At 31.2% G+C, this 18,984-nt stretch carries 22 protein-coding genes and 1 tRNA gene; 9 read left to right on the forward strand and 14 right to left on the reverse strand.

Annotated features, from left to right (window positions below; all coding sequences use genetic code 11):
• The first annotated feature begins 19 nt into the window (after positions 1-19).
• Together ABZA65_RS01070 and ABZA65_RS01075 are read left to right on the forward strand one after the other, a co-directional pair.
• Complete coding sequence (locus tag ABZA65_RS01070) at positions 20-1,210, forward strand: peptidoglycan DD-metalloendopeptidase family protein (protein WP_373069690.1); 1,191 nt, start codon at positions 20-22, stop codon at positions 1,208-1,210.
• Entirely contained in the window at positions 1,200-1,772 is a 573-nt protein-coding gene (locus ABZA65_RS01075) for an NUDIX domain-containing protein (protein ID WP_373069960.1), read from the forward strand. Before ABZA65_RS01070 ends, ABZA65_RS01075 begins: the two co-directional genes overlap by 11 nt.
• A gap of 19 nt (positions 1,773-1,791) precedes the next feature.
• Here the strand turns inward: ABZA65_RS01075 and ABZA65_RS01080 are convergent, their stop codons facing one another.
• The 3 genes from ABZA65_RS01080 to ABZA65_RS01090 are packed head-to-tail and all read right to left on the reverse strand — an operon-like array spanning position 1,792 to position 5,527.
• On the reverse strand, positions 1,792-3,978 hold the full coding sequence (locus tag ABZA65_RS01080) for a response regulator (protein ID WP_373069692.1): 2,187 nt from the start codon (positions 3,976-3,978) through the stop codon (positions 1,792-1,794).
• Positions 3,979-4,020: 42 nt separating this feature from the next.
• Positions 4,021-5,133 (reverse strand): methyl-accepting chemotaxis protein, encoded by a 1,113-nt coding sequence (locus tag ABZA65_RS01085; protein WP_373069694.1) that lies wholly within the window; start codon positions 5,131-5,133, stop codon positions 4,021-4,023.
• Positions 5,134-5,143: 10 nt separating this feature from the next.
• The gene (locus ABZA65_RS01090; protein WP_373069696.1) at positions 5,144-5,527 is read right to left on the reverse strand and encodes a PAS domain-containing protein; all 384 of its coding nucleotides are present in this window, start codon (positions 5,525-5,527) and stop codon (positions 5,144-5,146) included.
• A gap of 120 nt (positions 5,528-5,647) precedes the next feature.
• Between ABZA65_RS01090 and ABZA65_RS01095 the strand changes: the two genes are divergently transcribed.
• Positions 5,648-6,304 (forward strand): response regulator transcription factor, encoded by a 657-nt coding sequence (locus tag ABZA65_RS01095; protein WP_373069698.1) that lies wholly within the window; start codon positions 5,648-5,650, stop codon positions 6,302-6,304.
• 11 nt (positions 6,305-6,315) lie between these two features.
• Here the strand turns inward: ABZA65_RS01095 and ABZA65_RS01100 are convergent, their stop codons facing one another.
• Complete coding sequence (locus tag ABZA65_RS01100) at positions 6,316-6,669, reverse strand: hypothetical protein (protein ID WP_373069700.1); 354 nt, start codon at positions 6,667-6,669, stop codon at positions 6,316-6,318.
• 114 nt (positions 6,670-6,783) lie between these two features.
• Between ABZA65_RS01100 and ABZA65_RS01105 the strand changes: the two genes are divergently transcribed.
• The 4 genes from ABZA65_RS01105 to ABZA65_RS01120 all read left to right on the forward strand — a co-directional run bounded on the left by ABZA65_RS01105 (position 6,784) and on the right by ABZA65_RS01120 (position 9,134).
• Complete coding sequence (locus ABZA65_RS01105) at positions 6,784-7,173, forward strand: hypothetical protein (RefSeq protein WP_373069702.1); 390 nt, start codon at positions 6,784-6,786, stop codon at positions 7,171-7,173.
• 55 nt (positions 7,174-7,228) lie between these two features.
• On the forward strand, positions 7,229-8,245 hold the full coding sequence (locus ABZA65_RS01110; RefSeq protein WP_373069704.1) for a hypothetical protein: 1,017 nt from the start codon (positions 7,229-7,231) through the stop codon (positions 8,243-8,245).
• A 27-nt stretch (positions 8,246-8,272) separates the two neighbouring features.
• Positions 8,273-8,689 (forward strand): FliG C-terminal domain-containing protein, encoded by a 417-nt coding sequence (locus ABZA65_RS01115; protein ID WP_373069706.1) that lies wholly within the window; start codon positions 8,273-8,275, stop codon positions 8,687-8,689.
• 265 nt (positions 8,690-8,954) lie between these two features.
• Positions 8,955-9,134: a hypothetical protein gene (locus ABZA65_RS01120; protein ID WP_373069708.1), complete on the forward strand. Its 180-nt coding sequence runs from the start codon at positions 8,955-8,957 to the stop codon at positions 9,132-9,134.
• 48 nt (positions 9,135-9,182) lie between these two features.
• Here ABZA65_RS01120 and ABZA65_RS01125 read toward each other — a convergent pair.
• From ABZA65_RS01125 to ABZA65_RS01140, 4 genes are all read right to left on the reverse strand, one after another.
• Positions 9,183-9,259: transfer RNA gene (locus ABZA65_RS01125), tRNA-Arg, on the reverse strand.
• Between the two features lie 43 nt (positions 9,260-9,302).
• Complete coding sequence (locus ABZA65_RS01130; RefSeq protein WP_373069710.1) at positions 9,303-9,527, reverse strand: hypothetical protein; 225 nt, start codon at positions 9,525-9,527, stop codon at positions 9,303-9,305.
• Positions 9,528-9,529: 2 nt separating this feature from the next.
• Entirely contained in the window at positions 9,530-9,757 is a 228-nt protein-coding gene (locus tag ABZA65_RS01135; protein WP_373069712.1) for a hypothetical protein, read from the reverse strand.
• Between the two features lie 52 nt (positions 9,758-9,809).
• Entirely contained in the window at positions 9,810-10,232 is a 423-nt protein-coding gene (locus ABZA65_RS01140) for a hypothetical protein (protein ID WP_373069714.1), read from the reverse strand.
• A gap of 110 nt (positions 10,233-10,342) precedes the next feature.
• Between ABZA65_RS01140 and ABZA65_RS01145 the strand changes: the two genes are divergently transcribed.
• Positions 10,343-10,804, forward strand: coding sequence for an ankyrin repeat domain-containing protein (locus tag ABZA65_RS01145; protein ID WP_373069716.1), 462 nt, complete (start codon positions 10,343-10,345; stop codon positions 10,802-10,804).
• Positions 10,805-10,870: 66 nt separating this feature from the next.
• Positions 10,871-12,064, forward strand: coding sequence for a SagB family peptide dehydrogenase (locus ABZA65_RS01150; protein WP_373069718.1), 1,194 nt, complete (start codon positions 10,871-10,873; stop codon positions 12,062-12,064).
• Here the strand turns inward: ABZA65_RS01150 and ABZA65_RS01155 are convergent.
• From ABZA65_RS01155 to msrP, 6 genes are all read right to left on the reverse strand, one after another.
• Positions 12,040-13,953, reverse strand: coding sequence for a transglutaminaseTgpA domain-containing protein (locus tag ABZA65_RS01155; protein ID WP_373069720.1), 1,914 nt, complete (start codon positions 13,951-13,953; stop codon positions 12,040-12,042). The two genes, ABZA65_RS01150 and ABZA65_RS01155, sit on opposite strands and share 25 nt — an antisense overlap.
• Entirely contained in the window at positions 13,922-14,794 is an 873-nt protein-coding gene (locus ABZA65_RS01160; RefSeq protein WP_373069722.1) for a DUF58 domain-containing protein, read from the reverse strand. Before ABZA65_RS01160 ends, ABZA65_RS01155 begins: the two co-directional genes overlap by 32 nt.
• A complete protein-coding gene (locus tag ABZA65_RS01165; protein WP_373069724.1) occupies positions 14,760-15,677 on the reverse strand; it encodes an AAA family ATPase in 918 nt (305 codons plus the stop codon). The genes ABZA65_RS01160 and ABZA65_RS01165 overlap by 35 nt, the downstream gene beginning before the upstream one ends.
• A 16-nt stretch (positions 15,678-15,693) precedes the next feature.
• Entirely contained in the window at positions 15,694-17,358 is a 1,665-nt protein-coding gene (locus ABZA65_RS01170; protein WP_373069726.1) for a WD40 repeat domain-containing protein, read from the reverse strand.
• Positions 17,359-17,419: 61 nt separating this feature from the next.
• Positions 17,420-17,971, reverse strand: a complete 552-nt coding sequence (locus ABZA65_RS01175) for a sulfite oxidase heme-binding subunit YedZ (protein WP_373069728.1) — start codon at positions 17,969-17,971, stop codon at positions 17,420-17,422.
• Entirely contained in the window at positions 17,968-18,966 is a 999-nt protein-coding gene (gene msrP, locus ABZA65_RS01180) for a protein-methionine-sulfoxide reductase catalytic subunit MsrP (RefSeq protein WP_373069730.1), read from the reverse strand. The genes ABZA65_RS01175 and msrP overlap by 4 nt, the downstream gene beginning before the upstream one ends.
• Positions 18,967-18,984 lie beyond the last annotated feature (18 nt).

Here is an 18,984-nt window from a genome sequence, read left to right on the forward strand (position 1 = left end):
ATTTTTACAGGTTTAATTTTTGTTTCGTATATCAATACTATTTTTTATATTAATTACAACACTTTTTGGCTCTAAAGTAGATTCTTTTAGATGGCCCGACGGTGTATCTTACCTTATGTTTCTAGAGCAACACAAGCTACCTGTTCAAGAGCTTTACTACGATCTAGACAAAGATGATCAAAAGCTTTTGGAAGAGGTTCGTGCAGGTACAAACTGTCAAGTTGTTAAAAAAGATGATGGTGAAGTTGTACAAACTCTCATTCCTATGAATGACGAACTACAAATCCACTTATATAAACACAACGGTGAATACCACTTTGAGGTTATACCTATTGTCAGTGAAACAAAACGTGAAGCTTTTGTACTGAAGATAAACAACTCTCCTTACTACGACATTATCAAAGCAACAGGAAGTAAAAAACTTGCTCAAATCTTTGTAGCTAACTACAGATATTCCCTAAACTTTAAAAGAGATCTTCGTAAAGGTGATACATTGATCATGATGTATGATCAAAAGTACCGCATGGGAGAGCCATTCTCTATGCCGATTTTAAAAGCTGCAATGATTGAGATGCGCGGTAAACAACACTATATTTACCACAATACACAAGATGACAGATATTACAACTCAAAAGGTCATGAAGTTGAAGGTTTTTTACTTGCACGTCCAGTTAAAAATGCACGTATATCTTCGTACTTTACAAAAAGACGTTTTCACCCAATACTCAAAAAATACCGTGCCCATTTAGGTGTTGACTATGCAGCACGCCGCGGGACACCGATCGTAGCAGCTGGAAGCGGAAGAGTTATATTTAAAGGCTATACTCGCGGTTACGGAAACTTAATAAAAATAAGACACTCTGATGGTTATGTAACACTTTACTCTCACATGAAATCTTTCCGCAGAGGCATACACAAAGGTAAGTATGTAAAAAAAGGTCATACAATTGGTTATGTAGGAAGTACAGGTCTATCAACTGGTCCACACCTTCACTTTGGTTTGTATAAACATGGACGTGCGGTAAATCCTCTTCGTGTAGTTCAAGTTACTACTACTAAACTAAAAGGTAAAAAGAAAGAAGAGTTTTTGCAACTTAAGAAAAACTACGATGAGAGTTTAAATATACACCTTGAAAACTTTACTAAATTTATAAAAGAGCCTAAACCAGATAGAGTATGCTACTTTTATGACGGGGTAAATTGTGAATAAATTTACAACTATAGAAAACATAGGAAAACTAGATAATCCAAAGTTTATAAAACCTATGAAAATTGACTATACATATAAGGGTGAGAAAAAAGTATGGGAAGCTGTTTTAAGCCATGACAGTGTCTCGATCATTTTGTACAATAAAGATAAGGACGCATTTGTAGTTGTAAAACAGATGCGAATACCTGTGCTAAATGCAAATAAAACAAATGGTGTAACATATGAGCTTTGTGCAGGTATTGTCGATAAAGACAAACCAAAAGTAGAGATAGCTAAAGAGGAAGTTCTTGAAGAATGTGGTTACGATATAGACTCACGCTCAATCAAAGAGATCACATCTTTTTATACAAGTGTTGGTATAAGCGGAACTAGGCAAACACTTTACTATGCAGAGTGTGATGACAATATGCAGGTAAATAACGGCGGTGGGCTTCATGATGAAGATATTGAGGTAATTTACATCCCTGTTAGTGAAGCTAAAGAGTTTATGTTTGATCAAAAATACCAGAAAACACCAGGTTTAATTATGGGTTTTTACTGGTTTTTTGATAATATTAAATAATACTCAAGTAGTTTCATTCTTAAGATTCTTGGTATTTATCCCTTATAACTAAAAATTTATCTATATTATCTAAAAATATATCAACTAACTTTGGATCAAAATGCTTTCCTCTTTCTTCTCTAAAAAGATCTAAAATTTTATCAAGCTCCCAAGCTTTCTTATATACCCTGTGGCTTCCTAAAGCATCAAATACATCTGCGATAGCAGTTATTCTACCAAATATATGTATATCCTCACCCTTTAAACCTTTTGGATAACCTGTACCATCCCATTTTTCATGGTGTCTGTATGCAACAATTGCAGCTGCTTTTAAAATTGGACGCTTTGATTTTTTTAATATATTATAACCAGCACCACAATGACTTCTCATGATTATCCATTCTTTGTCAGTTAGTTTTCCTGGTTTTTTAAGTATAGAATCGGGTATACCTACTTTTCCTATATCGTGCATAGGTGAAGCTGAGTATAACAACTCTGAATTTTTCTTTCCAAGTCCAGCTAGCATTGCCAATAGCTTTGAATATTCAGCCACCCTTTTAACATGGTAACCTGTTTCTTTAGAACGACTTTCACCAACTTCACCCATTTTATGAATTACTTCTTTTTGAGTATCTTCCAGTTCTTGATGAAATGTAACTATATCTGTAACATCATGTCTTATTGCTAAATACTCTATAATATTTTCTGCTTCATCAAATATGGGGATTATAGATGAATCAACATAATAAGTCTTTCCATCTTTGGTTCTGTTCATTAACTGACCATTCCAAACTTTTCCAGAACTTATAGTTTTCCAAAGTTCTTTATATATTTGTGCAGAATTATCTGGATGTTTTAAAATCCTGTGTGTATTGCCAAGTAATTCATCTTCTGAATAACCGGATATCTCTATAAACTTATCATTCACATATGTTATTTTTCCACTTATATCTGTACGTGATAAAATATTACTTGAGTCAATTGCTCTTTCATACTCTTTAGATAATTTATATGCTTCACTGAAATTTTTACTTGTTATATTTAGATTTTGCTCTAATTCCTCTTTGATATCTTCCATCTCTGTAATATCACTTCTAATGCCAATATACTCAACTACTTTTCCATCATAATCTACGATAGGGTTTATTACAGTATTAACCCAATAATGTCCACCGTCTTTTTTTCTGTTTTTTACTTTACCATACCAAGGTTTTTTATTTTGGATAGTTTCCCACATATCTTTAAAAGCTTCTTTTGGCATATCTTGATGTCTAACCATATTATGTGGTTTTCCAATTAATTCATCTTTAGAATAACCAGATATCTCTACGAATTTATCATTTACAAATGTAATTATCCCTTTTAAGTCAGTTTTGGAAACGATCGAACTTCTATCTACGGCATCCTTATATTCATTCAAAAGCTGCTGTTTACATAGTATTTCAGTATTTTTTCTATCAGCATCTACTGACATATCAACTTTTAATACTAACTCTTCAACATTAAACGGTTTACTTATATAGTCAAATGCACCGGCTTTATAACTGTCCCTGATTGTTTCTGGATTATTTGTACCTGATAAAATCATAACAGGTATATTAGAAAAATGTTTTTCTTTTTTTATCTTTCTTAAAATATCCAACCCTCTAGCATCAGGTAATTCCATATCTAAAATGATCATATTTACATCATTTTCATGTAACTTTTGAATGCCCTCTTCACCTGTATAAGCAGGTACTATCCTATAGTTTCTGGCATTAAGAATCTTTTTTATACTGATTTGTAAAAATTTTGAATCATCTATAACAAGTATTGTGGCATCATTATTTTGTTCAAGTTTACAAAATATGTTGCCTAATTCTTCTACAGCTTCATTAAAGTGGTTATCTTTAACAATATAATCGACTACTCCCAATTTAAACAGTGCTTCACGTTGTTCAGTATCTGTTTCTGCTGATAATATCATTACTTTAGCATCGGTTAGCTTTCTTATTTCATTGTATAAATCATAACCTGATAAGTATGGTAAATTAAGATCTAATAATACGTAATCATAATCTTTCTCTTCTAAATATGATTGTGCCTTAGAAAATTCGAAAGATTGATCACAACTATGACCCATGTTACTTAAGGTTTTGAAAATATAATTATTAATGGTTTGAGCATCTTCAATAATTAATATATTATATTTCTTACCTATATAATTGACATGATTGCATTTTAACAAGTCGTTCCCCTAACTATCTCTTCATAAACCTATATTGTATAATTAGTTATTTAAGCTATTTAATGAAGATATTATATCATCCATTTTGTCGTTAATATTTCCAACGTAATCAGAAATATCATTCACTTCTACGGCATTTCTTTGCAGTGAACCTGCATTGTCATGAATCGATTGAATAAGTACATTTAGTGTAGCAGCTGTTTCCCCCAAGCTTTTTTGTGTACGTTCAGCAAGTTTTCTTACTTCATCTGCTACAACAGCAAATCCACGACCATGCTCCCCAGCTCTGGCTGCTTCTATTGCTGCGTTTAATGCAAGTAAGTTTGTTTGTTCTGCTATATCACCTATATTTGTCAAAATATCTTTAGTTTCATTTGCACTATCAACTAACTCTTGAAGAGAATCAACCATTTGGTTTTCATTGTCAGAAACATGATGTATTCTATTAACTGCATCTACTATCATACCCTTTAATTCTTCAATATTAGTATCAGTGATCTCAGTGATAGTATTGTTTAATTCTTCTGCACTCTCCTTTATCTGCTTATTTGTGTTGTCATTAGTTTCTTTCATATCGTTAAGAGCTTGACCTAAATAATTTATATTATTTAACACTTCAGCCATTTTTGCTTCAACATTTACATTGCTTCTTTTTGCAAAGTCACCTGTAGCATATGCTTTTAGTGTTTCTACTGCATTATCTAGGTTTTTTTCTGCATTATCAAGCATATTATTAAGACTATTTTTTAAAACATGCACATAAGGTGTATCAGAATCTGAGATAATCCTGTCGGAAAAATCACCTTTAGATACTTTATCTGCAAGCAGTACCATCTCTCCTGCAACTACAGTATCTTGCTGTGATGCTTTTTGATAGCTTTTTACAATTTGGTTAAAGTTTTTTTCCGCTTCACTCTCAGCATTTTCATTTAAATCAATTCTGTTTCTTTTAAACTGCATCATCTCTATAAGTTCTAAACGCTTATCATCTAGACCTGAACTACCGCCATTTGAATAGTTTATTGAAGCAATTATGACTGCAATACCGATAACATTAAGTACTATTTGTATAACTATAGACTCTACCAACAAAATAGATAGTATCAATACAACGAAAGTGATTATTACGATTAAATTTTTTTGCATATTATTCATTGTGATTTCCTTAGTTCATAGTCTTATAAAGTGCTTCAGCTTTTTTTATCTCTTCAGCTGAAGGTTTTCTTCTACAAGATAGATAATATTTTTTGTTATCTTTAGGATCTACCATTGGAGCTACAGTAGCATATACCCAGTAAAAACCACCGTCTTTAGTTTTGTTCTTTACATAACCAGTCCAAATTTCACCTCTTTTTACAGTTTCCCATAAATCTTTAAATGCAGCTTTTGGCATATCTCTATGTCTAACAATATTATGTGGCTTCCCGACTAATTCATCTATAGTATAACCTGCTACTTTACAAAAATCATCATTTGCAAATACTATGATTCCTTTCTCATCTGTCTGAGAAACCAAGAAGTCATTTAACTTTAAGACATATTCACTCATCTTTTAACCCCCAAATTTTCTATTTTAAACATTTTAACTATAAAGTATGTTAAAATTATGTCATTAAAATAAATTTTACCTTAAAGATTGCAAGTGTATTCCGTTTTATCCAATAAAATAGTGTTAGTTGTAGAAGATGACAAGATAACAAATGAGATTGTAAGTCATATGTTAAAAAGTTATTTTAAAAGTGTTATCAGTTGTCATAGTGCTGAAGATGCTTACACACATTATTTAAATATAAAACCAGATGTAATTATTACCGATATAAATCTACCTGGAATGAATGGTGTAGAGTTATCTAGAAAAATTCGTAAAGATGACACTTCAACCCCAATAGCTATAATTACTTCACACACTAAAAACAACTATCTTGTAGATCTGTTAAATATGCAAATACTTTTTTATTTACTAAAACCTATAGAGAAAGTAAACTTTAATGAAATGATGAAAAAGATTATAGATACTTTTAACGGGAATGAAAAAGATTTTTATTTTGAAAAAAATATATATTATGATTACAAGAAAAAAATTATAGTTAATACATCAAACTACATATCATTAAACAACAAAGAGATAGAGTTTATTGAAGAGTTTATACAAAACAAAAACTCAATTCTGCCGAGTGAACATTTTGAAATAAAATTTGATATTGAAAATTCAAATGCTGTAAAACTACATATAAGCAGACTTAGAAAAAAACTACCAAAAGACACCATTAAAACAATCTATTCAAGAGGTTATATGTTGGATACGTCTAATACATATAAAATTTAACCATATTCTCATTATTCAATAAAAAAATATATAAAAGCATTCCCTATTATCAACGCAAAAATATAAAAGCCAATTGAGCCAACAATCAACATCGTGATCATACTACCTGCACCAGGAGAAGTAGCATCTTTAAAACCTAATACAAATACTGCTAAAACTATAAGTATCAAAGCAAGATTGAAAGTACCATAAGCACCTATATCTTCAGACGTAGTTTTTTGAGATGTCTGTATACTATGGTTTTTATCGACTAAAGTAGTTGTTACCTTTTTCTCTTTACCGGATTCACTTAACATTGATGGGATAATCATAAATAATGGGACTACTAAAAAAAGTACGAGCACTGCAATGATAAAAGTTTTCATTATATCACCCTAATATAATTTGTAATGATTATACCAAATAATTAAGTAAATATTTTTGATATTCATATGATAAAATTTCATTTTACATCAATATACTAAAGGTTTAAAACAGTTATGGCTATATTTGCATTGCAATCACCTGCAGGTGGTTTTTTAGATGAAGATCTAGAGCATTTCAATAAAAAATTTGATGACTGGTGTGTACAGTTTGATAATTTAGAAGATGCAACTCTTATAGCTTCAACTTTAGAGAAAAGAAACAGTGTAGAAATAGTTGAAATAACACCGCTTAGTTATCCACAATATTATTTCCCTACTCTTCAAGGCGAGATCCACGCAACCAGACAAATAGGTAATAAAATTCTTTGTATTTTAGAGCCTTATATGAGCTCAAACTTTAGACTCGCACTATGTGATCTAGATACTAAAAAAGTTAAAATTACACCGACAAGGTATAAAAGTGTTCTAAGTGTCGAAGGTGCTTTTGCAAACTTTTCAGAATAATATTCAAAGATAAGTATTGTGTTGTATAATAATTTAAATTATTATAGGTAGTCGTATGTATTTAAAAAGTTTAATTGTCAATGTTAGTTTTATTACAGTTGCAGCTTTTATATTTGTTGGATGTTCTGCTAAAAATCTACAGTTTGTTAAACAACCTGAACTTGGTTCTAGTCTTACAAATAAATCTAGAGTAATAGTTACTAGGTCTGATGGTGCTAGTGGTTGTGATTATATTATACTTGATGGTAATAAAAGAATCGGACACATTAATGATTCAGATGGCTTACTTCTATGGGATAGAGAACCTGGCTTATTAATCTTACGCTCAGAGAAACAAAATGATCTATGTGGAGGTAATAGTACCTCTATAAACTATTATCTTAAGCCGGAGGAAATATATAAAATTGATTTTAGTGTCCATAAAACACTTAAAGGACATGGTTTTAAACTACTCCAAGGAAATGTATTAACTGAACAAGAACGTGAACTACAAAAACAGCAAGCAGTTAACGAACAACGTAAAAAAGATTTAGTAGAAGAACAGAAAAAACAAAAAGTTATTGTAAATGAATTTATAGAAAAAAAAGACTTTGAAAAACTAAAATCATATACAGACCAAAATCCAAATGCCGTATATTATGTTAAAGATGAATCTCTTCGACTTGTACTCACCGGTCCAAAAGGTATGAAAGTTGGAGATATCCGTAAACTTATAAAAGAAAAAGAAAGTGAAGTAATAATTATTTCACTTATCAAACGTGTTAAAACACCGTATAAAGAATACACTTTAGATGAGATAAGAACATTAAAGTCATTTGGTCTTTCCGATAAGATAATAGCAACTATGATAGATGTTACTACAGAACTTCTTAAAGATGAACAAAGACGTAAAGAACAAGAGTTTTTCTTATCAGAACAAAACAGAATTATGAAAGAGAACAAACAAACAAAAACTATATATCAAAATGTTGGCGCTAAACAGCAAAAAACTGTTGGAGATGCTGTAATCGATAAAGCTACAGACGCTGTAATTGATAAAGGTATTAATATGTTATTGGATAGATTGTTTTAATAACTCCACCATCTGAAAAGGAAGCATGTGATATTTGGCAAAGAGAAAATTGCAAAAATTCTTAGCCGTATGAAAACGCAAGATTCTAAAAAAATTCTCGATACTATTTCTACAAAAAATATCCAACTTTCTAATGAGATCAGGGAGTTGATGTTCACATTTGAAGACATTATGGATTTAACTACAAAAGATATGCAGCTTTTGCATAAAAAAATCGATACTAATGATTTACTACTTGCAATGAAAGGGCTTAGTGACGAGTTAAAAGAAAAGCTACTCTCAGGAATCAGTTCTAATAAAAAAACCTTGCTTTTAGAAGATTTTGAACTTATGGGAAAAGTTAAATTAAGTGATGTAGAATCTTCTCGTCAGAAAATAATGGATGTTATTCGTGAGATGATTGAAACAGGAGAAATCTCTTTAGATGATGAATGGATCGAATAAAAAATTTTATAAATCACCCTTGAATAGAAGAGTTAATTGATAGGTAAGACTTATGTGGAGAAAACCAATGACCATATTTTAAGCCATTCGTACTACTTTAAAATCCGGGAACTGAATCTTTACACCTCTAAGTTCAAGGAGAAACATATTATAACCAAAAAACATATAAATAGTCAACAGTTCATATATGCCTTTATTCTAACATTTACATCTGGCATTAAATTTGCTATTTTGAAATACATTAATTTGTTTTAAGGACTTATAAATGAGTAAAATTTATGATATATCTTTTAAATCAGAGGTTAAAACCGATGAAAAAAACTATATTTATAATGGCAAAATAGTAAAAATAATTACTGTGTTTAATGATAAAAACGGCTCAACTGCACTTATAGAAGATGAAAATGGTGAAATATCTGAAGTTCCTAAAGACTCAATTATTTAATAATTAAAAAGCATTGATTTAAAATTTATTGTTTGGGAAATTTTCGAATGGTACGCCCAGAGAGATTCGAACTCCCGACCGCTGGTACCGCAAACCAGTGCTCTATCCAGCTGAGCTATGGACGCATTCATTATTTGTAGGGCGAAATTATATCATCTATACCTTATATTAAGATAAATTCTCACACTCTTTTATGATGTCGTCCATTTTTTTATCTTGAGTATACAGATCGTAGTTTTTTCTGATGTATGCTTGAAGCAAAACTTTAATATCGTTATTTCCATCAATATTAAAATCTTTTTCCAACTGCTTAGTTAAATAAACTGCAAATTCGTCATCAACATCTACATCAAATCTACGTCCGCTGATATATAAACCAATTTTTTGACTCATAACTATCCTAGAATACTCTCAATTTTATTTGCTATCTCTTCTATCTCTATATCTTTTTGTGCATTATCATCAACCAACTTCTGAATCTCCTGATCTTTAAGCTCTGTTTCTGTTTTTAAAGAAACCACTTCATTTCTCAGATTCTCATTTTCCAATTTTAAAGAGTTGTATTGTTGTAGTATTTCAACTACTTTGCTATTTAGCTTTTCTATATTAGTTTGATTTTCCATAAAGTTCCACACATGTTAAATAAATGAAATTTTAGCACATTTTTTTCCCATACTAAAAGGCATTATCCAAAATATCTTCATATTCTATTCTTGCCACAGAAGTTTTTTTTGTTTCTTCTAAAATTTGATAAAGTTTATTCATAACCATGTGTGTACTGTCACTTTTTGAAGGAGAATCTATAGCTATACACGAAGTTGCGTTATGAAAATGTTTATCAAGTTTACTTATTAGGTTTCTTGAGGCTTTATATGCATCATCTTGATTAGTAAAGTTATATATTAAAAAGTGTAGATTCTCATTAACTCTAATAACTCTGTCACTGACTCTTACAAAGCTTCCTAACACTTCAAGTTCAATGTCTTTTTCATGATATACAAGTGCAAAAGTAGATACTGCATTATACCTCTCATATGTATAATGAGCTCTAACTATTTCAGCATTTAGCCTAGTTCTTAAATTCTCGTCAAGTTTCATATAGCCCTCGCTTTGAACATTATTATACCTAATTTTGATTCCAGAATTATATGATCTCTTACATGGTATATAAGATGTATATAAACTACTAAAAGTATAAGGATGAATTTATGGATAGTGAAGCTAGTAAAAGTAAAATTGTGTTTAGTGATGAGGCTCTTACATGGATGAAAGAGAACGATTACATTCCAGAGGCTATAGACGAGGCTGGTAAACACGGCAATACTGCACTTATGAAAGCAGTTCGTGAAGCTAAAAGCGATATTGCAGATCAGCTTATAAAAGCCGGAGCAAACTTGGAAGTTAGAAACGTCGATGGAAACACGGCACTTTGGAATGCTTGTTTTGGACAAGATTACAAATGTGTAGAACTGCTTGTAAAAGCAGGTATAAAACTTGATAGTACAAACGATAATGGAGTAACAGCCCTAATGTATAGTGCGAGTGCAGGAAAAGTAGATATGGTAAAACTTTTACTAGAATTCGGAGCGGATAAATCTATAAAAAACTTAGATGATTTTACAGCTATTGATCTGGCAGCTTCACCGACTATATATAGACTTTTAAAGTAGAAAATGCCTTTATATCATCAACAAACTAAACATTCTTATTTAAGCGTTAGGAAAAATGCTACATTTTTGGACTGGCAATCACAACCGGTAAACCATAAGCTTTATCCACATTTTAATCAACGCTTTAAAATAGATGATTATGAAGAGTTAAAAGATCTAAACCTCATCGGTGGGATCACTTACGAGAAAAAATATCCAAACGGGACATATTATCTACGCTCAGTTCCAAGTGCAGGTGGATTGTACCCATGCGAAGTTTATATACAAATCAGAGGTGTAAAAGGTTTACTAAACGGCATATACCATTATGAACCATACAGTGCAAGCCTTACACTTCTGCAAGAGATAGAGAAAGACGGAGTTGAGCACTACTTTAAAGAGCAAAACCAGGAAAAAGGTCTTGTATTTATGATCTCAAGCGTATATTTCAGAAGCTCTTGGAAATACAGAGACAGGAGCATAAGATATATACTTTTAGACTCAGGTCATCAGCTTGGAAGCATATACGCTGCACTCTCTGTAATGGGAAGAGAAAATGAAGTTCTGTTTGATTTTGACAAGATCTCTTTGAACTCTGTATTTGGTTTTAGAGATGATGAGATGTTTACATGTGCCATTAAAAGTTCTCAAACAGTTGAGAAAGAGGTTACAAAACTAAGACAACAGCTTCCATTTGTTAGCGGATGCGATTATCTTGAGACAAATGAGTTCATAGAACAAGCATATAAAGAGACTGCAATATATGAAGACAACAATAGCAAAGTCCCAGATTTTTTTAATGAAATTCCAAAAGATCAGCTAAAAAGAGCCATATTAAATAGAAGATCAATACGTGCATTTCGTCAAGAGAGTATAACAAAAGATGAATTTGATTTTATATTAAAAGATCTGTTTGATTTTGCAGAGAAAAACAGTATTGAGATTTTTTACACAGTTCATAATGTAAATGATCAAGAGCTTGGTTTGTATAAAAGTACCGACTTGATTAAAGAAGGCGATTTTAGAGGGAAGTCTGAGTATTTGGCTCTAGAGCAAAAACTGGGTTCTCAAAGTGCGGTTACTTTTTACTTTACATCAAGCGAAGTCGAAAAATATCAAAAAGTTAATATACTCAGCGGTTTTATAGCACAGATCATATACCTTAGAGCTGAGCTTATGGGTATTGGCTGTAGTGGGATCGGAGCTTATTATGATGATGAATGTAAAGAGTTTTTAAATACTAAGAACAATATACTTTACTTACTTGCTATCGGCAGGTAAGCCATCATCTTTTTAACCTCGACTCTTAGCTCTTCAAGGTTGTTATTTGTATCTTTTTTGCCATACTTCTCTTTATGGTAAATATTACTGATATTTTTAAATGACACGCCAAGTTCATCTTCAGCCCTTAGTAAAAAGTTTTGCATAGGCTCATTCTCTTTTTTAACAAGTCCGTACTTGTTTAAAAACTTTAACAACTTATGAACCTCAGACATAAACTGATCTTTAACTCCAAAATTTTTAATATTTATATAGATTAAAAAAGTCACTAAAAAAACTGCAATAACAGAAAGTAAAAACTTGATCATATAAACCGTATCGTTTAAAAGACTCTTTAAAATATCAAGCTGTTTTAACCTGTCATATCCTAGAACCCACTTGTCGATAAGATATTTTACATACATAAACTGTAGATTTATCTCTGTAAAAAAACTGCTTTGCTTTTTTGCCTGTTCCTGTTGTGTCTGCGTTGTTTTTAAAGCTGTAGCTGTTGGCTCAAACCTTACCCACCCTTTTTTCTCAAAGTATAATTCTACCCATGCATGAGCGTTTTTATCTCTAACAACAAGATATTTGTTTATCATGTTTTCTTTATCTGCTTTATAACCTGTAACTATACGTGATGGTATGTTTAACATCCTTGCTGATTTTGCGAAAGCCGATGCAAAGTGAACACAGTAACCGTTTTTTCCTTCAAATAAAAAAGAATCTGTTAAATCTTTTTCATCTAAGTTTGCAGGCTGAAGTTTGTATGATAACTTTTGCTCTTTAAAAAATATCAAAAGCATCATAGCTTTTTCATATTTGTCAATATCCATAACTCTTATATGTTCTAATGCTTTGTAGGTTTGATCGTTTTTTTGAATATCTACAGCAAGTGCATTTGAATAGTTTGATGAGCTCAACTTATATGACAGAGCTGAACCTAGTCTATACTTCTTTTTTTTAAAAACAGTTTTTTCAGATCTTAATGTATAGTCATTCTCTAGTACTGTTTTAGGAGGAGCTGCTATAGGCACATCAAGTGCGTATATCCAATTATCTCCGTGTGGATAGAGTGTTATATCGTAATTCTTTATATTTTTAATATTACTTATCTTATCCGATACTATAAGATCATCTGGTTTGCTCCACGTAATGCCATCATCTTCATACAGAGTGGAACCTCTAAAATATAATTCTCCATCAGTTATACTATCATCTTCAAAATATACTTCCATAACGACTTTGTTTGATAACAAAACACCTTTTGAAGATACATTCATTTTGCCATCATATCCGCTGAAGGTGTATTCATCTGCTCTAAAACCAAAGTCCGCTTTTTTAAATGAAATGCGTGGAAAGACTAAAAACAAAATCACAACTACAGGAATGGACAATACAAAAAGTCTCGAAGTTAGTTTTAACAGATCTATTAATTCTGCATCCATTCTACTCCAAATATTTAACATTACAAATAAGAAAAGGACAAACACGGCATATATAAGCATAGTAATAGATTCAAAAAAGAAAAAGCTGAGCAGCATCAAAAGTGCAGGTGATATTTTAAGATAAACGTTAATCTCTCCATTTAACTTTTGAAGTGTTATAGCGTATATAAGAAGTGAGCTGACCAAAGATACAAAAAACTGCATTCTGGAAAAGTTTGAAAAATTGTAATTATTAAAAAACGATATGCTGATTAGTATAATACCGACTATCATAAGTATATATTGGTATTTTTTTTCAGTTTTATTTTTAAGTATAAAAACAACAGCAACTAAAATATACAAAAGCATAAAAAACTTCATAACAAACAGATGCGGTATAACTGCAAGTATTATTGCAATATCTAAAAGTTTAGATGATGATGGCGCTTTAGTATAGAGCAATTGTTTTAAGGATCTCATCTGTACTCATTTTTTTAGAATCTAGTATTTCATCTTTTATATTTAGTGTAAACTCAAAGGCGTATTGTTCACATTCTAACACCCATAGTGTAAGTTGCGAAAGCTTTTGTTCGGTATCTCCATTTATAGTTTTAAAATCAAAATGAAGTTTTTTACTCTCCTCCTCGAAAATAAAATCTTTGATCATCAACTGATTGTTTTTAGCCAAAGATGCCCAATGGATATAAGATGTCGGGTCTCCTTGGTTAAATTTTTTTATGCCCTCAAATTCATCTAACTCTCCTGTAGTAGAGTTGTTTTTATAATAAGACTTAAAAAGAGATATACCTTCAGGTTTTGCAAACACGACTATGGTTTTATCTATTTTTATATTTTTATATTTTTTCTCATGTGGAAGCGGAAAGAATGAATAGAGCAAAATATCGGCTATATTAGCCTCTCCCCTTCTAGTAAACATCTCTTCAAACGAAATAACTTCGGAATGATGCGCTTTTATAGATTTTATATATTTTGTATTGTCATTGTAGGAGATAAATAGATCGTAAGATGTGTTCTCAGAACTATTTTTTATGGAAAATTTTAAGCTAGAGTACTCATTTGCAAAAAATCTTTTGTAAGAAAGCAGTTCTATTTTTATACTATAAAGATTCAGCATACCAAATATTGATGATGCACCGGCTACACCGACTATAAAAAACATGACTATAAATACAATATTATAGTTATGCATATAAGCTTGCAGAAATAAAGCTAAGATCGATACTACTAAAAGCGTAAAATATTTTGTAGGTCTGTTTTTAACACTTTTAAGTATCGATATGTAGGTTTTTAATGATCTCATCTACAACTTCATTTTGTGATTTTCTATCTGCTAAAGGTTTAAGACGATGATATGTAACATATGGCAGAACTTCTAAAACATCGCTAGGCACTACATAGTCTCTATAAGATATCATTGCCCATGCTTTTGATATGTTTAAAAGCTTTATAGCTGCACGTGTTGATAAACCGCTCTCATATAGTGAACTCTCTCTTGTAAATTTTAATATATCCTGTATGATATTTAGTATCTCATCACTTACGTATATCTCTTCAAACTTAGCTTTTAAAAGTTTTACTTCGTCTGTATTTAATGATTTTAAAGAACTAATAGATGGTTGTTTATTTAATGAGAGGATATCTCTCTCAGCCTCAGCAGATGGATAACCTAAAGAAAAAGAGATAGCAAACCTGTCTAATTGAGATGATGGAAGCTGGTAGGTTCCAACCTCCTCAAAAGGATTTTTTGTAGCGATCACGAAAAATGGGCTAGGCAGATAAAATGTTTTACCGTCAATACTAACCTGTTTCTCCTCCATTGCTTCCAAAAGTGCACTTTGCGTTTTTGATGATGCACGGTTGATCTCATCAGCGAGTAAAAACTGAGAAAACAAAGGACCTTTTTTAAAAGTAAATGTAGCATCATTTGTATTATAAAAATTAACACCTATAATATCTGAAGGTAAGAGATCATTTGTAAACTGTATACGTGAATATTCCAATCCTATAACGTGTGCCAATGTTTTTGCTAACGTTGTTTTTCCAACTCCGGGTATATCTTCTATAAGCAAATGTGAATCTGATAAAAAACAAGCCAAAGAGAGTTTTATCTGTTTCTCTTTACCTACAATAATTTTTTGTGTCTGAGTTAAAACTTGTTCTATTAATTCTTCAAAATTTTTCATAATTGATTATAACCATTTATTGTGTTGACTTTTGTATATCTAATATAGATTTTCTAGCTATCTCTTCAAACTCACTGAAATCTTCCAAAATATGAAGAAGTTTCAAAGCCTCGTTAAAATTGCCTTCCTCTATCAGTTTTTGAGAATCTATATAGAGTGAATCAGAGTAATATACCAACTCCTCATGTTCTGGAACCTCTTCTAAAAATTCATATTTTTTTAGAAGTGCAGATGCTAATTTATAATCTTTTTTTGCTATAGAGTCTATAAATTTTATATATACCTTATTATGCAATATAACATCTTGTATATCTTGTGTTTTTTCACTAACACCCCTGTATGGCTCAAAAAGCTTAGTTATTTTTGCTCCACCATTTGCCTCATAAGCATGCTTTTTAGCTAATGCTAAAACTTTTTGCCAATCATTCTCTAAAACTTTGTACGCTTTTGAATCTAAATATATCTCATCACTATGAACAAGAGAATAAGCAAGAGCGATCTTGCCGTCTCTAATAAATGCATTTAATTTTTCAAATTTTTCAAATTCATCAAAAAGTTCTTGTATTATTTTGTGTTTTGAGGGAACACTTGTATATATATTTAAAAGTTTCATTGCAGATTTTTTGTCACCATTTTCAATATATTCTTTTGCTTTTTGAAGTGTTTGCTGCCAAACTAAATCAATAGCTTGATAAACTTTTGAATATTCTAAAATAGGATTTATCTCTATAAACTTTTCCATACCTAGAAAATCTTTCTCTTTATATAGTATTTTTAAATTATTTTGACCATGATAAATATCATAAAAATGTAACTCACCACTTTTAGTACCGACCATTAACTGCTCATTCTTTTCATAAAACTCTAGTGTAGTGATTGACGACTTTAGTTTAATATATGAACTAGAGAGTAGTTTATAATTTTCTAACTCATATACTAAAATATACCCTAAATCCGTTCCTAAAAATAAAAACTTACTCTCAGAGCTTTTAGTTACACAAGTTACATCTTCATGAATCCCTTCAAGTCTTGTTATAACAGTAGCTTCATACATATCCCAAATGATTGCACTATTGCTTTTATCTATACTAAACAACCTGTGTTCACTTAAAAAGCATAATTTTTTTACAGGCTCTGAATGGGCAAACATATAGTGCTTTGGAATTTTATTTGGCAGATAAAAGAGTGATATAGTTTTATCATGGCTTGCCGTTGCAACCCACCTTCCATCATCGCTAAAAGCTATGTCATAAACTATATCTTTATGTACGGGAAGTAAAAAAGCAAGTTTTAGAGTCGCAATCTCAATAACGTATGTTTTACCATCATCCCCGCAAGAAAACATATACTTAGCCTTAGGATCTATAGCGACACAAGAGACCTCTCCATGGTGTCTGTCAACAGTAGTTATTACATTTTTTGTTTTAGTTTCATAAAGGAGAGATTCTCTTGCATCTGAACTTAGTGTTGCAAAATGTTTCGCATCATGACTTATAGCAACAACGGAAGTTTTAAAGCTTTGATGTTTTATCCCTATCTCAAAACTCTTAAGTGGCTCCAACGTTTGCTTATTTAACAACATTATAGTGCTGTCTGAATCTACAATAACAATAATATCGTTATCTAGAACTTTAGATAATATAATTGATTTACTATAATTTTGCTTTTTAGTTGGATTCATCTTTAGATTTAACTTTTATATTAGAATAAATTATTATAACACAGATTTACCCTAGTCTAAACTATGTTTTAATCAGGTTTGTGCGCTGTAAAACTTTAAATACAATTATAATACCCATTATAAAAAGATAACCCATTTGTTCAGGGCTTAGTGTCTTTTGTGCCATTATAAAGTGTATGGTAACAAGTATTATGGCTATATATATCACCTTATGATATTTAAAATACTTTGAAAACAATACTCTAAGTGATGTAACAGCCATAAAAAGTAATATTAAAAATGCGATCATCCCAAGATATATAAAAGGCTTGTCTATAGTCTCACTTATTGCAAACCCTAAATCAAGTTCCATATCAAATATAATAAAATTAAGAAGATGCAAAAGAGCATAAAAAAAGCTAAAAAGCCCTACTGTACGTCGGTATTTTACTAAGTTTTTTATTTTTTTAACTATAGATATTGTCGTGGTAGCATACAAAAGAGTTATAGCGGTTGCACCTGTTAGAGTATAGATATACTTTATTGGATCATCTACTCCTACTACAAATAACTTGTAGAGTAAAAACATCAAAGGAGTTAAAAGTGCTATGACTAAAAAAAACTGCTTGCTCAAAACTCTTTCCTAAGATCCATATTTTTGTAAAGATGGGCTACCTCTTTTTCATAGCCGTTAAACATCAGTGTATCTTGTTTGAAAAAAGTACCTAACAGTCGTTCACGCTTTTGTGACCATCTTGGATGATCTACATTCGGATTTACATTGGCATAGAAACCGTATTCATGAGGTGCAGCTTTATTCCATGTGTTTATTGGCTGTTTGTCTGTAAAGGTTATTTTTACAATTGATTTTATACTTTTAAAGCCGTATTTCCAAGGTGTTATAAGTCTTATGGGTGTCCCGTTTTGAGGTGGTAGTGTATGACCGTAAAGACCGACTGCAATAATAGCTAAAGGATTCATAGCCTCATCCATTCTCAGACCCTCTACATATGGATAGTCTATAAATCCAAGATTGCTGTTTTGACGTGGAAACTGTTTAGGATCATAAAGAGTCTCAAAACGTATATACTTGGCATTTAAAAGTGGCTTTGCGTACTTTATAAGCTCTGAGAGTTCAAATCCTACCCATGGAACTACCATAGACCACCCTTCAACACATCTAAAGCGGTATATTCTCTCCTCTAATGCAAACTTTTTTACAAGCTCATCCATATCTATCTCAATCTCTTTTTCAACAAGTCCATCAATAGATATCTTCCATGGTTCAGACTTAAAATTTTCAGACAATGTTCTAACACCACTTTTACTGGAAGTAAACTCATAAAAATTATTGTATGACGTTATTTGTTTATAGGAGTTTGGAGTCAGATTATTTAAGTTTGGGTCTTCTTTGTAATGCAGATTTGATGATGGCATAAACTCTTTGGCAGTTTTGTATTGCATGCTTAAAAATGGAGTAAGCTCTTTAGCTGCAAGCTCCATTACAGCAGATGTACTAACAGCTAAGGCAGCTCCTAATTTTAGAAACTTTCTTCTGTTTTTAAACAGCTTTTCATCCGTTACAAAACTCTCTTTAAGTTGCCAGTCTTTTCTTTTTATATAGTTCATGAAGTATCCTTCTTCTAT

Origin of the sequence: Sulfurimonas sp. (assembly GCF_041583195.1) — a bacterium.
In the GTDB taxonomy this organism is placed as follows: domain Bacteria; phylum Campylobacterota; class Campylobacteria; order Campylobacterales; family Sulfurimonadaceae; genus Sulfurimonas.

Coding starts and splice junctions, on each gene's coding strand:
- ABZA65_RS01085 (WP_373069694.1), bottom strand. CDS start 5,133: ATGAATAATATGCAAAAAAATTTAATCGTAATAATCACTTTCGTTGTA.
- ABZA65_RS01090 (WP_373069696.1), bottom strand. CDS start 5,527: ATGAGTGAATATGTCTTAAAGTTAAATGACTTCTTGGTTTCTCAGACA.
- ABZA65_RS01100 (WP_373069700.1), bottom strand. CDS start 6,669: ATGAAAACTTTTATCATTGCAGTGCTCGTACTTTTTTTAGTAGTCCCA.
- ABZA65_RS01105 (WP_373069702.1), top strand. CDS start 6,784: ATGGCTATATTTGCATTGCAATCACCTGCAGGTGGTTTTTTAGATGAA.
- ABZA65_RS01110 (WP_373069704.1), top strand. CDS start 7,229: ATGTATTTAAAAAGTTTAATTGTCAATGTTAGTTTTATTACAGTTGCA.
- ABZA65_RS01120 (WP_373069708.1), top strand. CDS start 8,955: ATGAGTAAAATTTATGATATATCTTTTAAATCAGAGGTTAAAACCGAT.
- ABZA65_RS01130 (WP_373069710.1), bottom strand. CDS start 9,527: ATGAGTCAAAAAATTGGTTTATATATCAGCGGACGTAGATTTGATGTA.
- ABZA65_RS01135 (WP_373069712.1), bottom strand. CDS start 9,757: ATGGAAAATCAAACTAATATAGAAAAGCTAAATAGCAAAGTAGTTGAA.
- ABZA65_RS01140 (WP_373069714.1), bottom strand. CDS start 10,232: ATGAAACTTGACGAGAATTTAAGAACTAGGCTAAATGCTGAAATAGTT.
- ABZA65_RS01145 (WP_373069716.1), top strand. CDS start 10,343: ATGGATAGTGAAGCTAGTAAAAGTAAAATTGTGTTTAGTGATGAGGCT.
- ABZA65_RS01155 (WP_373069720.1), bottom strand. CDS start 13,953: ATGAGATCCTTAAAACAATTGCTCTATACTAAAGCGCCATCATCATCT.
- ABZA65_RS01160 (WP_373069722.1), bottom strand. CDS start 14,794: ATGAGATCATTAAAAACCTACATATCGATACTTAAAAGTGTTAAAAAC.
- ABZA65_RS01165 (WP_373069724.1), bottom strand. CDS start 15,677: ATGAAAAATTTTGAAGAATTAATAGAACAAGTTTTAACTCAGACACAA.
- ABZA65_RS01170 (WP_373069726.1), bottom strand. CDS start 17,358: ATGAATCCAACTAAAAAGCAAAATTATAGTAAATCAATTATATTATCT.
- msrP (WP_373069730.1), bottom strand. CDS start 18,966: ATGAACTATATAAAAAGAAAAGACTGGCAACTTAAAGAGAGTTTTGTA.